At 65.2% G+C, this 14,147-nt stretch carries 14 protein-coding genes; 9 read left to right on the forward strand and 5 right to left on the reverse strand.

Annotated elements, in window-relative coordinates:
* The first annotated feature begins 57 nt into the window (after positions 1–57).
* The 4 genes from CXY83_RS06260 to CXY83_RS06275 are packed head-to-tail and all read left to right on the forward strand — an operon-like array spanning position 58 to position 4,541.
* Positions 58–1,374: a class I SAM-dependent RNA methyltransferase gene (locus CXY83_RS06260; RefSeq protein ID WP_104196514.1), complete on the forward strand. Its 1,317-nt coding sequence runs from the start codon at positions 58–60 to the stop codon at positions 1,372–1,374.
* A 38-nt stretch (positions 1,375–1,412) separates the two neighbouring features.
* Entirely contained in the window at positions 1,413–2,120 is a 708-nt protein-coding gene (locus CXY83_RS06265) for a response regulator transcription factor (protein ID WP_104196515.1), read from the forward strand.
* Positions 2,113–3,492 carry a sensor histidine kinase gene (locus CXY83_RS06270; protein ID WP_104196516.1) on the forward strand — a complete coding sequence of 460 codons (1,380 nt, stop codon included), beginning with the start codon at positions 2,113–2,115 and terminating at the stop codon, positions 3,490–3,492. The genes CXY83_RS06265 and CXY83_RS06270 overlap by 8 nt, the downstream gene beginning before the upstream one ends.
* Before the next feature lie 11 nt (positions 3,493–3,503).
* Positions 3,504–4,541, forward strand: coding sequence for a hypothetical protein (locus CXY83_RS06275; RefSeq protein WP_233200638.1), 1,038 nt, complete (start codon positions 3,504–3,506; stop codon positions 4,539–4,541).
* 251 nt (positions 4,542–4,792) lie between these two features.
* On the opposite strand, the gene CXY83_RS06280 is transcribed toward CXY83_RS06275, so the two are convergent.
* Positions 4,793–5,062 carry an acyl-CoA carboxylase epsilon subunit gene (locus CXY83_RS06280; protein WP_146069873.1) on the reverse strand — a complete coding sequence of 90 codons (270 nt, stop codon included), beginning with the start codon at positions 5,060–5,062 and terminating at the stop codon, positions 4,793–4,795.
* Positions 5,059–6,666 (reverse strand): acyl-CoA carboxylase subunit beta, encoded by a 1,608-nt coding sequence (locus tag CXY83_RS06285; RefSeq protein ID WP_104196518.1) that lies wholly within the window; start codon positions 6,664–6,666, stop codon positions 5,059–5,061. The genes CXY83_RS06280 and CXY83_RS06285 overlap by 4 nt, the downstream gene beginning before the upstream one ends.
* A 221-nt stretch (positions 6,667–6,887) precedes the next feature.
* Here CXY83_RS06285 and CXY83_RS06290 point away from each other — a divergent pair, with 221 nt between their 5' ends.
* Both CXY83_RS06290 and CXY83_RS06295 read left to right on the forward strand, forming a co-directional pair.
* Positions 6,888–7,712, forward strand: a complete 825-nt coding sequence (locus tag CXY83_RS06290; protein WP_104196519.1) for a biotin--[acetyl-CoA-carboxylase] ligase — start codon at positions 6,888–6,890, stop codon at positions 7,710–7,712.
* 8 nt (positions 7,713–7,720) lie between these two features.
* A complete protein-coding gene (locus CXY83_RS06295; protein WP_233200640.1) occupies positions 7,721–8,299 on the forward strand; it encodes a PH domain-containing protein in 579 nt (192 codons plus the stop codon).
* On the opposite strand, the gene CXY83_RS06300 is transcribed toward CXY83_RS06295, so the two are convergent.
* Entirely contained in the window at positions 8,276–8,806 is a 531-nt protein-coding gene (locus tag CXY83_RS06300; protein WP_104196520.1) for a GtrA family protein, read from the reverse strand. The genes CXY83_RS06295 and CXY83_RS06300 overlap by 24 nt on opposite strands.
* A 129-nt stretch (positions 8,807–8,935) precedes the next feature.
* Between CXY83_RS06300 and CXY83_RS06305 the strand changes: the two genes are divergently transcribed.
* The 3 genes from CXY83_RS06305 (at position 8,936) to CXY83_RS06315 (ending at position 12,002) form a co-directional block, all read left to right on the forward strand.
* Positions 8,936–10,072 (forward strand): 5-(carboxyamino)imidazole ribonucleotide synthase, encoded by a 1,137-nt coding sequence (locus CXY83_RS06305; protein WP_104196521.1) that lies wholly within the window; start codon positions 8,936–8,938, stop codon positions 10,070–10,072.
* Between the two features lie 83 nt (positions 10,073–10,155).
* The gene (purE, locus tag CXY83_RS06310; RefSeq protein ID WP_104196585.1) at positions 10,156–10,623 is read left to right on the forward strand and encodes a 5-(carboxyamino)imidazole ribonucleotide mutase; all 468 of its coding nucleotides are present in this window, start codon (positions 10,156–10,158) and stop codon (positions 10,621–10,623) included.
* Positions 10,620–12,002 (forward strand): LCP family protein, encoded by a 1,383-nt coding sequence (locus CXY83_RS06315; RefSeq protein ID WP_233200641.1) that lies wholly within the window; start codon positions 10,620–10,622, stop codon positions 12,000–12,002. Before purE ends, CXY83_RS06315 begins: the two co-directional genes overlap by 4 nt.
* Positions 12,003–12,087: 85 nt before the next feature.
* Here CXY83_RS06315 and CXY83_RS06320 read toward each other — a convergent pair whose 3' ends face one another.
* Positions 12,088–13,227 (reverse strand): glycosyltransferase family 1 protein, encoded by a 1,140-nt coding sequence (locus tag CXY83_RS06320; RefSeq protein WP_104196522.1) that lies wholly within the window; start codon positions 13,225–13,227, stop codon positions 12,088–12,090.
* Complete coding sequence (rfbD, locus tag CXY83_RS06325; protein ID WP_104196523.1) at positions 13,224–14,078, reverse strand: dTDP-4-dehydrorhamnose reductase; 855 nt, start codon at positions 14,076–14,078, stop codon at positions 13,224–13,226. Before rfbD ends, CXY83_RS06320 begins: the two co-directional genes overlap by 4 nt.
* Between the last annotated feature and the right edge of the window lie 69 nt (positions 14,079–14,147).

The following is a 14,147-nucleotide window of genomic DNA, read 5'->3' on the forward strand; positions in this document are numbered from 1 at the left end:
GTCTATTCAAGCAGGCCAGGAGGGACAGTCGGCGAGGGGGTGTGGGATCATCATTAGATGAGCAACACGAGTCACCAGCCCCAGGCCTTTGAGCCGACATCCTCGGCGAGTGTCGGCGACGAGCTTGAACTGAATATCACCAACGTCGCCCACGGGGGAATCTTCATCGCCCGTCACGAGGGGCGCGTGATTTTCGTCAGCGACACCCTTCCCGGTGAACGGGTGCGCGCCCGCCTCACCGAGGCCAATCACAAGAGCTTCTGGCGCGCCGAAACGGTCACCGTCCTCGACGAAGCCCCCGAACGTCAGCCGCACATCTGGAGTGCGGCATCCGTTGATCGCGCCCCCGAAGACCGCGCCGGCGGCGCCGAATTCGGCCACATCGAGCTCGGCTTTCAACGCGAACTCAAGCGCCGGGTGCTCTCCGATGCCTTGCAGCGCATGGCCGGGATCAGCACTGATGTCGTTGTGGAGCCGGTCGCGGTCAGCGCGAAGGCCAGCCCCGGCGACGCGATGGACGGCACCGGATGGCGCACCAGAGTCAGTCTGCACGTGGCCGCAGACGGAACCATCGGCCCGTACGCAGCCCGCAGCCACCGCGTCATCCCGGTCGATGATCTGCCGCTTGCCGAGCACGAGCTCGAACTGCGCGCCCCGCTCGACACCCTGTTCCACAACGCTGCGACAGTCGACCTGGTCGCGCCGAGCAAGGGCGACGTGCAGGTGCTCGTCTCCGCCAAAGATATGAACGGTAAGCCCAAGCGAGTGCCGCACGGTCTCATTCACGAGATCGTCGCCGACCGTGAGTTCGAATTAGACCGCTCGGGCTTCTGGCAGGTGCACTCGATGGCTGCCGACACCCTCTATCACGCGGTGCAGAACATCATCGACCCCGCCATGTTCGACCCGCGCGCCTCCAACCTCGACCTGTACGGCGGTGTTGGCCTGCTTGCCGCGGCCGTCGGCGATAAATTCGGCCCGACAACCCGCATCACCTCGGTCGAGAGCGACCCCGAAGCGGTCGCTTTCGCCGCTCGCAACCTCAAGGAATGGGCCGGCGCGACCGCCGAAGCCGAACGGGTCGACCGTTTTCTGCAACGACTGCTGCGCGAGGCGGATGCCTCCGAACGGGCCCGTCTCGCCGCCGCGACGGTGGTACTCGACCCGCCGCGCTCCGGCGCCGGCAAGGCCGTCGTCGACCAGCTGGTCGCCCTCGCACCACAACAAATCGTTTATGTAGCCTGTGACCCCGTGGCTCTCGCCCGTGACGTGGCGCTGTTTCGGACGCAGGGGTATGAGCTGAAGAACCTGCGTGCTTTCGACCTGTTTCCCAATACCCACCACGTCGAGGCCGTCGCACTGCTCTGCAAATAGCTATCGTTGACACCAGACAAACCAAAGGCAGCCCTACCGTGAGCCACGCAGTTATTGATTCCGCACCATCCATCCCCCCCGACGCCCCCGTTCGGGTCGGAATTGTCGACGACCATGAGTCGGTGCGACTGGGCTTGCAAGCCGCCTGCGAGAACGCCGGCTACGAAGTCTTGTTTGCTGCAGCAACCGCTCAGGGACTCGTCGACGGCCTCGCCGGGCGCGCCTGCGACGTGATCGTGCTCGACCTCTCGCTCGGCGACGGGTCTCTCGTCACCGACAACGTGCACCTGGCGGCGACCACCGGCTCCGCTGTGCTTGTACACAGCATTGCCGACCGCGTCGCTTCGGTGCGAGAAGCCCTTGCTGCCGGCGCTGCCGGAGTCATTCCCAAGTCGTCCCCGACCACCACCGTCATGGCAGCCGTCGCATCCGTTGCTCGAGGCGATGTGCTCAACAACCTCGAGTGGGCCAGCGCCATCGACGCCGACCGCGACTTCGCCAAGGCGCAGCTCGGTCGCCGCGAACGCGACGTGCTGCACCTCTATGCTTCGGGACTGCCGCTCAAGATGGTCGCCATGCAGCTCGGTATTGCGCACTCCACCGCCCGCGAATACCTCGACCGCATTCGGGTGAAGTATGTCGAGGTCGGGCGTCCCGCTCCGACCAAGGTCGACCTGCTGCGTCGCGCCGTCGAAGACGGAATCCTGCCCGGGCTCGACGCCACCGAAGCTGACCGCGGTGTCTAAACGGGCCGCCCGCGAGGGCGACCAGAACCGCCAGGGTGCCCTGGTCTTCACGGCAACTAAACCGTTCACCGAGGTCGGTGACGACGGATTCCAGGTCGACGGCAGCCTGTTCGACCGCGCGCGGCAGCCGCGCAACCCGATCAGCCGCGCCCAGATCGAAATTGTGCTGTCGCGGTCGGTGGCCGCCGTGGCCGTGATCTTCGCCCTGCAGACCCTGCCGGTCATGCTCGAGCAACTGGACAGCCGCAAAGCTTCGGCGGCCGTGCCCATTGCGATCGTTCTGGCACTCGTGATTGTGATCTTCGTCACTGCGACGCTGACCCGGGAGGGCATCCGTACCGCTGCGGGCGCAGTGGCGGCCGTGTATCTTGCCGCACTTTTTGTATGGCCGCCACTCATGATCGATCCCACCGCGGTGCTCGAGAGTAAACCGTGGCTCTGGTACCTCTGCGGTGTCGCCACCTCGTGCGCGGCAATTGCACTGCCCTTGGCGTGGGCGGTCGTCTACACCGTGATTACTCCGGCCACCTTTGGGCTCCTGCGGGTGTTGCCCTCCGGCGGCGAGGCCGAGAACCTGGTCGCCGTGCTCGACACTTTCTACGCCATGCTGCTCGGCGGAACGGTGCTCATCATCATCTACGTACTGCGCCAGGCCACAGCACGGGTCGATACTGCCCAGTCCAACGCACTCGCCAAATACGCCGTAGCGGTGCGACATCACGCGACTGAGGTGGAACGGGTTGAGGTCGACTCCATCGTGCACGACAGTGTGCTTGCGACGCTGCTCTCGGCGGCAGGCGTGCGCAATGCCAAGGGAGCCGAGCTGGCCGCCGCTATGGCGCGCAGCGCCATCATCCGCTTGCAGGTGGCCAGCGGAGAACGAAACGTCGATGATGCCGCGGTCAGCGTCAGCCAGCTGGCGGCGCGCATTCGTTCCGCCGCGATGGCGACCGGAATGTTCACCGTGACCGAGCTGTGCGTGGCCGGCCTCACTCTTCCCGAGCACGCCGCAGAGGCGCTCTACTCGGCCAGCGTGCAGGCCATGGTCAACAGCGTGCAGCACGCGGGTCCCGCACAATCGCGCACCGTCACGGTGGGCGGTGACGACCAGAGCGGATGCATCATCTGCATCAGCGACACCGGCGGCGGTTTCGACGTTTCCAGCGTCGCCAGCGGCCGGCTGGGGCTGCGCGTGTCGATCCATGACCGAGTGGCCACCGCCGGTGGCGTGGCCGTTCTGCGCACGAGCCTGGGCCACGGCACGACCATCACCCTCACCTGGCCGCGGCCCGACGCGCCAAACCAGGTGAGCGGTGACCCGTCGGCCGAGGCGAGGGGCTCGTCGTCCGGGCGAGACGCGGGCACCCGATGATGGCCGGTTCCGTGGTTGTTTCTCGCACCCTGGCGCTCATCGTGGCCGCTTTCTTCTCGGGCTACCATGTGCTGCTCGGCGTATATTCGCTCGACCAGCCGGCGTCGGCAACGCCGATTTTGGCGGCGATGAGCCTGTATGTCGTGGCGACGGTCGCGAGTCTCTGGACTAGCAGCTCCATGCGCATGTCACTGCCGCTGGCCCTGTTCAACGTGGGTGTTTCGGTGGCGATTCCGTTGATCGTGGGCAGCCAGCTCGACGGATCCTCCGGCACGCTCGGGTATGCAACCTGGTACGTGGCCGCGATCGGCACCCTCATGACGATCACTGCTGCCCGCAAACGCCCGCAGCTGGCCCTGCTGGGTGTCGGCACGCTCGTGCTGCACAGTGTCGTCTGGGCCGGTGTTGGCGAGCTGGGGCACTTGGGCGTCATCGGCAGCGTGGTCTGGGTCGTCGCGGCCGTGCTGCTGTCGAGAGCACTCGTGAAGGCCAACCGGGATGCCCGCCAGTATGGAAGGGCCGAGCGGGAGGCGAGCGGATGGCATGCCGCTCAGGAGGCCCACCTTTATGAGCGCCAGGTGCGGTTGACCCAAACCATGCGACTGGCCATGCCCATGCTGCGGCGCATCAGCGAAAGCGATGGCGATCTCAGTGAGGACGACCGGCAGGAGTGCCGACTACTCGAAGCAGCAATTCGCGACGAAATCCGTGGGCGGCGTCTGCTGAACAACGCCGTGCGCGAACAGGTCATGGCCGCCCGTCGACGCGGTGCGAGCGTCACCCTGCTCGATGAAGGCGGGATAGACGATCTCAGCGGATCCCCCCTGGAGATCGTGCTCAACACCCTGGCAACCGCCATCGGCGGCACCACGGCCGACAGGATCATTGCTCGTACATCTGCCGACAGCGCGACCATCGCGGTCACCGTGGTGGGCCTGAGCAGCCCTGACCCGGCCGTGAGCGCCCTCGGACCGGACTCGTCCGGTGAAGAAGAAGTAGACCTGTGGATAGAAATTCCCCGAAAGGTCGCGCGCGTCGTTTCCGACTGAGGCTGACGGCGTCAGGCGGGGCATACGCGAAAGGGGATCAGCCGAAGCTGATCCCCTTTCGATTATTCGAGAAAGGACGACAACCCGAATGCCATCCGTTCCCGCCCCCAACACATTCGCTCGCTTACCCTAGATAGCGAATGATCGGTGGTGGCACTCCAAGAGCGTCACCGAGCCTTACTAGTCTGCACTATCAAACTCATGCTGACAGTCGGCATTTAGGAGGACAGACGCACCGGTGGATGCACGCATTAGCCGGTGAAGCCGCGCCAGCGGTTGGCGCCCGGGTGCACCGGCACCCGAATAGGGCGCTGGTTTTGCTGCCAGGCACTCTGACCGAGTTCCGGCGCGGCCCGGCGCTCGTCGGATTCTTCCCGCAACAGGCCGCGGATGATGGCGGTCACCGCCGACACCTCGACAGCACTGACACGGTGGGTCACAAAAACCAGCTCCGACGGATCGAACTCTGACGGCTTCGGCCGCGCGGTGTTAGCCGGCATCGCGGTATGGGATGTCTTCACAGCGGAATGTTCCCGTGTTTCTTGGCGGGCAGGTTCGCCCGCTTGGTGCGAAGAGCGCGCAACGCCTTGATGACCGATACCCGAGTAGCCGCCGGCTCGATGATGCCGTCGAGTTCGCCGCGTTCCGCCGCGAGAAACGGGCTCGCCACGTTGTAGGTGTACTCGTTGGCCAGGCGGGTGCGCACCGCTGCGACGTCTTCACCGGCCTGTTCGGCCGCCTTGATCTCGGCGCGGTAGAGAATGTTCACGGCGCCCTGGCCGCCCATGACAGCGATCTCCGCGGTCGGCCAGGCCAGGTTGGTGTCGGCGCCGAGCTGCTTGGAGCCCATCACGATGTACGCGCCGCCGTAGGCCTTGCGCAGAATAACGGTGACGAGCGGCACGGTGGCCTCGGCGTAGGCGTACAGCAGTTTCGCGCCGCGGCGGATGATTCCGGTCCACTCCTGGTCGGTGCCGGGCAGGAAGCCGGGCACGTCGACGAGGGTGAGGATGGGGATGGAGAACGCATCGCAGAACCGTACGAAGCGTGCGGCCTTCTCGCCGGCTTCGATGTTCAGGGTGCCGGCCATGGCGTTGGGCTGGTTGGCGACGATTCCAATGGAGCGGCCCTCGACCCGGGCGAACCCCACGACGATGTTCGGCGCGTACAACGGCTGCGTCTCGAGAAAGTCGCCGTTGTCCACGATGTGCTCGATGACGGTCTTGACGTCGTAGGGCTGGTTGGGCGAATCGGGGATGATCGTGTTGAGGCGACGGTCGGCATCCGTTGTTTCGAGTTCCACGTCGCTGTCGAACACGGGCAACTCGGCCAGGTTGTTGTCGGGCAGGTAGCTCAAGAGGGCACGGGCGAAGTCGAGCGCGTCGGGCTCATCGCTGGCAAGGTAGTGCGAGACGCCGGAGACCTTGTTGTGGGTGAGGGCTCCGCCGAGCTCTTCCATGCCGACGTCTTCGCCGGTGACGGTCTTGATGACGTCGGGGCCGGTGACGAACATCTGGCTGGTCTTGTCGACCATGATCACGAAGTCGGTCAGAGCGGGGGAGTAGACCGCTCCGCCCGCGGCCGGACCGCAGATGATCGAGATCTGTGGAATGACACCGGAGGCGGCCGTATTGCGGCGAAAGATCTCGCCGTACTTGCCGAGGGCTACGACGCCCTCCTGAATGCGCGCTCCGCCAGAATCGAGAATGCCGATGATGGGGACCCCGGTCTTGAGGGCGAGGTCCATCACCTTGATGATCTTCTCGCCGGCCACCTCGCCGAGCGACCCGCCGAAGATGGTGAAGTCCTGGGAGTACACGGCCACCTGGCGGCCGTGGATCGTGCCGGTTCCGGTGACGACCGCGTCGCCGTATGGCCGCTTCTTCTCCATGCCAAAAGCCACGGTGCGGTGTCGTACAAACTCGTCGAGCTCCACGAAAGAGCCCTGGTCGAGCAGCAGGTCGACGCGCTCGCGGGCGGTCATTTTGCCCTTGGCATGCTGCTTTTCGATGGCGGTCGCCCCGCTGGCCGTCACGGCTTCGTGATAACGCAGCTTGAGGTCGGCGAGTTTTCCCGCCGTCGTATACAGGTCGGGTGCCGCGGCGGGCGTCTTGTCAGTCACCATTTCACTCTACCGGCACCCCCCGCACGGTCCCCGTTGACGATGTTCCACAACTTTGCCGGCCAACACTGCACGTTTCCCCCCTCCAGCGGTCCATTGGCCAGCTAAAACTCTTCCGCCACGTTCATAACTCCTGCAATTTGGTCAAAAACAGCTCGAAATAGGTGTTTTGAGGCCAGATTCGACAGAATTGCAGGAGTTATGCCGACGAGAGGGTCGCCACCATGGAGTTTTCGCTCAGCCGTACCGAGGTGAGCCGGTTCGAGTACCGCTCCGAGGCCACCTCCACCAACGATGTGCTCAAAGAACAAGCCACGGCGGATGCCGCCGCCTGGCCCGACCTCTCGGTCATCGTCACCGACAACCAGACCCAGGGGCGTGGCCGGCTCGGCCGCGTCTGGTCGGCCCCGACCGGCAAAGCCCTGGCCATCTCCGTGCTCGTGCGACCGAAGGTGCCGCCCCACGCCTTCGGCTGGTTCCCCCTGCTGGCGGGAGCCGCCATGACCCGCGCCGTGAAAAAAGTCGTCGAGGCGAACATGAAGCCCGTCGAAGGGGTCAAAGAGGCCGAGGACCCCCGCCACGACACGACCCTCAAATGGCCCAACGACGTGCTCATCGACGGCTACAAGGTGTGCGGCATCCTGTGCGAGCTGCTGCCCGACGGGACCGGCATCATCATCGGCGCCGGTCTCAACCTCTCCCTCGACGAACACGACCTGCCCACCCTCACGTCCACCTCGCTGCTGCTGGTCACCCGCACCGCGCCCGACCCCGATCAGGTGCTCGCCGCCTACCTGCACGAGCTCGTCACGTTGTACCGGGCGTTTGCCTCAGCCAACGGCGACGCCGTCCAGAGCGACCTGCATGCCGCCGTCTCCGAGCTCTGTGGCACGCTCGGCAGTGTCGTGCGCGTAGAACTGCCCGGCGGCACCGACCTAATCGGCACCGCCACCGGCATTGACGCTGGCGGCCGGCTGACCGTCGTCAATCAGGCCGATGGCGAGGAACGGTCTGTCGCCGCCGGCGATGTCACCCACCTGAGGTATTAATAGAAGTAATGAAGAAGAAAACGCAGGGCGAGACCAACGAGACCGAATCCTCCGGCTATGCCCGAGAGAGCCGGCCCGAAAAGGTCATCGCTCGCCTGCGCCCGCACGCTCGCGTGCTGGTCTGGCCGACGCTGCTCCTGTTCGCCCTGGCCGGCGGTACCGGGTATTTCTTCGGCAACATGGCGGAGCCGTGGCAGAACGCCGCTGTGCTCGGCGGCGCCATCGCGCTTGCCGTACTGGGCTGGCTGCTGCCGCTCGCCGCCTGGCTCACCAAGCGCTACACGATCACCACCCGCCGCATCATCTTTCGCCACGGATTCTTCGTGCGCACCCGCCAGGAGCTACTGCACAGTCGCGGCTACGACGTGAGCGTGCGGCAGAACTGGGTACAGGCCGGGTTTCACTCGGGTACGGTGCTGATCAATTCGGGGCTGGAGCATCCGCTGGTCTTGACAGACGTTCCCAACGTCGACCTCGTGCAGAGCACGCTGCACGACCTCATGGAAAAGGCGAGCACCGTCATGAGCTCCCGCCGGCAGGAGCAGTCAGCCCCCTCTGCAGAGTCAGCGTTCTGGGGTCGCCGCTAACCGAATCGCCCCGGTGCGCGTGCTGACCAGAGCGATACCAGCGGATGCCGGCGCTCCGCTCCGGCTCGGTGCAAACACCCAGTAGCGGTAGAGCGTGAAACGAAATATTGCCCCGAGCAGCAGGCCGACGATGTTGCCCGAGATGTTGTCGGCGAGAACGCTGGTGTAGCCGAGCACGTAGTGGCTGAACCACAGGCAGGCGATGCCAATGCCCATGCCCACGAGGCTCACCGCGAGAAATTCCAGGCCCTCCCGCGCCGTGTGGTCCTGGCGGTTCTTGCTGAAAGTCCAGTACCGGTTGCCCAGCCAGTTCACCAGAATGGCCAGCACCGTCGAGATGACCTTGGCGTAGATGGGGCCGGCGTGTACATCGGCGGAATCCAGCACGGTGGTGCGCAACAGGTTGAACACCGTGAAGTCCACCACGAAGCCCAGTGCACCGACGGCACCGAACTTGAGGCCCTGACTCAGAAAGCTGAGCAGGCGCTGCTTCAGGGTGATCGACATGCATCCGTTCGACGTTCGGTAAAGTGGGGTACAAAGCACTCAAGTCTCGAAGTCTATGGCGTTACGAAATTTTCGGGCTGGGTTAAGACATGGGTTTAGCTGAACGCTTGCAGAGAAAATGGTGAACAGATGGCTCTGACCGTCGGTGTGATTGGAGCGGGCCAGCTCGCCCGCATGATGATTCCCGCGGCCGTGAACCTCGGCATCGAGCTGAAGGTTCTCGCCGAAGCCGATGGTATGTCCGCCGCGCTCGCGGCCGTGAGCGTCGGTGATTACCGCGACCTGGCCACGGTTCTCGCCTTCGCGAAGACCGTTGACGTGATCACCTTCGACCACGAACACGTGCCCCAGGAGATTCTGCGCGAACTCGTGCGCGAGGGCATCACGGTGCACCCCGGACCCGACGCCCTGCTGTACGCGCAAGACAAACTACTGATGCGCGAAAAGCTTGCCGAGCTGGGTCTGCCGGTGCCGGATTGGGCGCGCATCGATGACGTCGCCGGGCTCGCCGAATTTCTCACCAACCACGGCGGCCGCGCCGTCGTGAAGACCGCCCGCGGCGGCTACGACGGCAAGGGCGTGCGCGTGGTCAGCCACGAACACGACGTCGATGATTGGTTCCAGGCGCTCGCCGAAGATGGCAACGGCGGCGCCCTGCTGGTCGAAGAGCTCGTGCACTTCAGCCGTGAACTCGCCCAAGTGGTCGCCAGGCGCCCGAGCGGTGAAATCGCGGTCTGGCCGGTCGTGGAGACCGTGCAACGCGACGGCGTCTGCGCCGAGGTCATCGCGCCGGCGCCCCACTCCATGGGTCGGCTCGCCGACGTCGCCACCGACATCGCAGTGGCCGTGGCCGAGGGCATCGGCGTCACCGGGGTGCTTGCCGTTGAGCTGTTTCAAACAACGGATGAGCGCCTCCTCATCAACGAATTGGCGATGCGCCCGCACAACAGCGGTCACTGGTCGATCGACGGGTCCACGACCAGCCAGTTCGAGCAACACCTGCGGGCGGTGCTCGACCTGCCGCTCGGTGCGACCGGTGCCCGGGACCCGTGGACGGTCATGGTGAACATCTTCGGCGGGCCCGCGTCAGGCTCGCTGGGTGACCGATATGAGGCGGGCCTGGCGCAGCATCCGCTCGTGAAAGTGCACAACTATGGCAAGGCATCGAGGCCCGGCCGCAAGGTGGGCCATGTCACGGCAAGCGGCGACGATCTCGACGAAGTTGCCTACCAAGCGCGTGCCACTGCACAAATCTTTCAGCAGTGAGCAATAGGATCATCTGCGTGCCAGACAATATCGAGACATCCAGCGTGCCTGCGAGCTTTAGCGCGCCGCTGGTCGGCTTGGTGATGGGCAGCGACTCGGACTTCACCGTCATGAGCGCCGCAGCGCAGACCCTCAAGGACTTCGGGGTCGCGCACGAGGTTCAGGTGGTTTCGGCGCACCGCACGCCCGAGAAAATGCTTGACTATGGGCGCAGCGCGCAGGCCCGCGGCCTCAAGGTGATCATCGCCGGAGCCGGGGGAGCGGCGCATCTGCCCGGCATGCTCGCCGCCATGACGACGCTGCCCGTGGTGGGCGTACCCGTTCCGCTCGGGCTGCTCGACGGCCTCGATTCCTTGCTGTCGATCGTGCAGATGCCAGCAGGCGTGCCCGTTGCGACGGTGTCGATCGGCGGGGCGAAGAACGCCGCGCTGATCGCGATCAAGATTCTCGCCACGAGCGATGACACCCTGCGCATCAAACTCGAAGACTATTCCGTGCAACTCGCAGATTTGGTCGAGCAGAAGAACCGGGACCTCCAAACGCGATTATGACCAGTGTGACAAACCAGGGCCGTGTGACAGACCCGATCCGGCACCCGAATTCCGGCTCCGCACGCATCATGACGACGCGTGCGTGGTGGCTTGTCGTACTCAATTTCGTTCTGCCCGGCTCGGCGCAGGTGCTGGCCGGCAATCGCCGCCTCGGCCGATTCGGCCTCGGTGCCACCCTCACACTGATCACCGCTGCGATCATCGCCGGCGCTGTCTACCTGCTGTGGCCGGCAGTCGTGCTTCGCGTGTTCACGAGCACGATCGGCCTGTGGGCTGCGGCCGCGGTGCTCGCGTTCTATGCGGTCACTTGGCTCGTGCTCACGCTCAACACCCTCAGCCTGATCAGGTTGGGTCGCGCCGCGCCGGGCGCCCGCCCGATCATCGCCGCGTTCTCGACTGCGCTCATGGTCGTGGTTTGTGGAACCGCCGGCTACGGCGCCTTCGTCGCCACGTCGGCGAGCGAATTCCTCTCCTCCGTGTTCGTCGCCGGTCCGAGCGAACCGCCGGTCGATGGCCGCTACAATATCCTGCTGCTCGGTGGTGACGCCGGAGCTGATCGCCTCGGTCTGCGACCCGACAGCCTGTCGGTGGTCAGCATCGACGCCACGACCGGCCAGGCTACAACCATCAGCCTGCCCCGCAACCTCGAGGACGCGCCGTTCTCGGCCGGGTCCTCGCTTGGCGCCCTGTACCCAGAGGGCTACGGCGCCATCGACGGATGCGACGTATCGGCCTGCATGCTCAACTCCATCTTCACCGAGGCCGAGCTCAAACGGCCGGAGTACTATCCCAACGCTGTGGCCGAGGGTAGCTCCCCGGGTATCCAGGCCACGCTCGAGGCAGCGCAGGGCATCACAGGACTCACCATTCAGTATTTCGTTCTTATCGACATGCAGGGATTCTCCGACCTGATCGACGCTCTCGGCGGCGTCGACATCACGGTGTCTGAACGGCTTCCAATCGGCGGTGACGAGCAGCTCAAAGAAGTTGAGGGCTGGATCGAGGTGGGCCCCCAACACATGGATGGCACGACCGCCACCTGGTACGCACGGTCTCGGCATACGACCAGCGACTACGACCGCATGGGACGCCAGACCCAACTGCAAGAAGCGCTGGTTGCCCAGTTCAACCCAGCAAATGTGCTGACTAAATTTCAGGGAATCGCTGCTGCAGGCACTGAGGTCATCAAAACAGATGTTCCCCAGGGCATGCTGGGCTACTTCGTGAACCTCGCCGCCAAGACCAAGGGACTGCCCGTCATCTCGGTGCCCCTGATTCCTGAGAACGGTATCGACCCCGAGGACCCCGACTACGTCGCCATCCAGGCAATGGTCGCCGCAGCCCTAGCCCCGGCACCCACCGCCACCCCCGCACAGTAGTCGCCGCCGCATTTGCGTGGTGCGAGACAACGGCTGGATACCAGTGCGTCAGGTCGTTGCGAGTCGGCCGTTGAATAGTCAGGGGTTACAGGTCCGCGTGCAGCTGCCAGACCCGCTCGGCGGAGTCGCGCCAGCTGAAGGCCCGCGACCGGTCGCCGCCAACGATGCGCAGGCGGCCCCGCAGCGCGCTGTCGCCGAGAACTCGATCCACGGCGTCAAGAAGCCGTTCAGGGTATCCCTTGGCCGCTCGCTCGACGGCAATGCCAGCATCGCCGGCGGCTTCGAGCAGGGCGGGGGCGTCGGAGTGCACGACCGGCGTACCCAAGTGGAAGGCCTCGATGATCGGCAGCGCAAAGCCCTCTTCGAGGCTCGGGTAGACGAACACGCTCGCTCGGGCAATCACGACAGCGAGGTCGGATTCGCTCAGCCCCGACAGGGCGCGTACGCGCCCCGGTGCCAGTCCTGCTTCATCGGCGACCGAGGCCAGGTCGAGTTCGCCCCAGGTGTCTGGTCCGAGCACGATCAGCGGCAGGTCCGGTGCTCCGGGCAGCCCGAGCGCCGTGATCAGCGCCGTGACGGCCTTGCGCGGGTCGAGCGACCCTGATGTCAGAATGTACTGCGACGGCAGCGCCAGCGCCTGCAGGCGCTCCTCCACCAAGGGCATGGCCGGCAGTACGAGCCGCCGACCCACGGCGCCGCCGATTACGCGCACCCGGTCGCCCAGGTCCATAATCTCGGTCAGCTGCCGCGCCACAGCGTGGCTCGGCACAACAATCGCGTCGGCGTGCTTGCGGGCGCGTTTGAGCATGCCCTTGGTCCAGGCCACTGTCGTCGGGGTCAGCGATGACGGATGCGTCCACGCCAGCACGTCGTGCAGCGTCACCGCGATTTGAGTGCCGTCGTCCCCCCGGTTGTGACGGCGGAGTGGGGCAAGCAGCCCTGGTGCGTGGATCAGGCCGGTACCCGACGCCGCGGTCACGCCAAGAGCCCAGGCTGTGGCCAGCTCCCGGCGGGCCAGGCTCGTCTTGTGCACGTTGGCCAGGCCCGGCAGGGCGACCTCAATGATTTCATACTGTGCGGGGGTCGACGACGAGACGATGCCCTCAACGTCACACTCGGCCGGTGCCGTTGCGATCAGCGCGCGGGTGAGTTCCTCGGTGTAACGCCCGATACCTCCCGGAACCGGGGCGACCATCTGGTCGATGACTACCCGCAGAGTGATCATGCTGTCTCGAAAACTCCGGAGGCAAACGCTTCGGCTTGAGCGTCTTGCCAACTGCGCATCGGTGCGAGCCCGGCGGCAGTCCAGTTGGCGTGGCCGAGTACCGAGTAGGCCGGCCGCGGTGCGGGCAGCACAAAGGCTGAGCTGTCGGTCGGCAGTACACGCTCGGGGTCGAGTCCGGCCAGGGCGAATACGTCTCGAGCCTGGTCGAACTTCGACGCCAGACCGGAGTTCGTACCGTGGTAGATGCCAGCGGGTGCGTCGGAGTCGAGCAGCAGCACGATCTGCGCGGCTAGGTCCACCGTCCAGGTGGGCTGGCCGACCTGGTCGTTGACGACGTTCAGCGTGTCGCGCGTGCCAGCGGCCTTGAGCATGGTCTTGGCGAAGTTCGGTCCGTTCTTGCCGTACAACCAAGCGGTGCGCACGATGTAGCTGCGCGCGCCGTTCTCCACCTGCACGAATTCTTCGCCGGCTGCCTTGGTGCGGCCATAGGCCGAGATCGGGCTGTGCGGTGTGTTCTCGGTATAGGGCGTGGTCGCGCTGCCGTCGAAGACGTAGTCCGTTGAAATCTGCACGAGCTTCGCCTGCAGAGCGGATGCCGCCACCGCCAGGTTCCACGGCCCCACCGCGTTCACCTGGTAGGCCTCATCTTCATGCATTTCGGCATCATCGACCTTGGTGTAGGCGGCGCAGTTGATGATGACATCGTGCCCGGCGACGGCAGCCTTGACTGCTTCGAGGTCGGTCACGTCGAGATCGCTCCGGCCGAGAGCCGTCACCTCGCGGCCGGCCAAGGCCGTCCGCAGGTCGCTTCCCAGCATGCCGGTGGCGCCGGTGATCAGATATCGGGTCATGTTAGTTCAGCCCCATGGGTCTTGAGCGGTTCGTCCACAGCCCAGTGCCGCAGTGCTACACCAGAGGTC

The sequence above is a fragment of the Cryobacterium sp. M15 genome, from assembly GCF_002929675.1.
GTDB classification, from domain to species: Bacteria; Actinomycetota; Actinomycetes; order Actinomycetales; family Microbacteriaceae; genus Cryobacterium; species Cryobacterium lyxosi.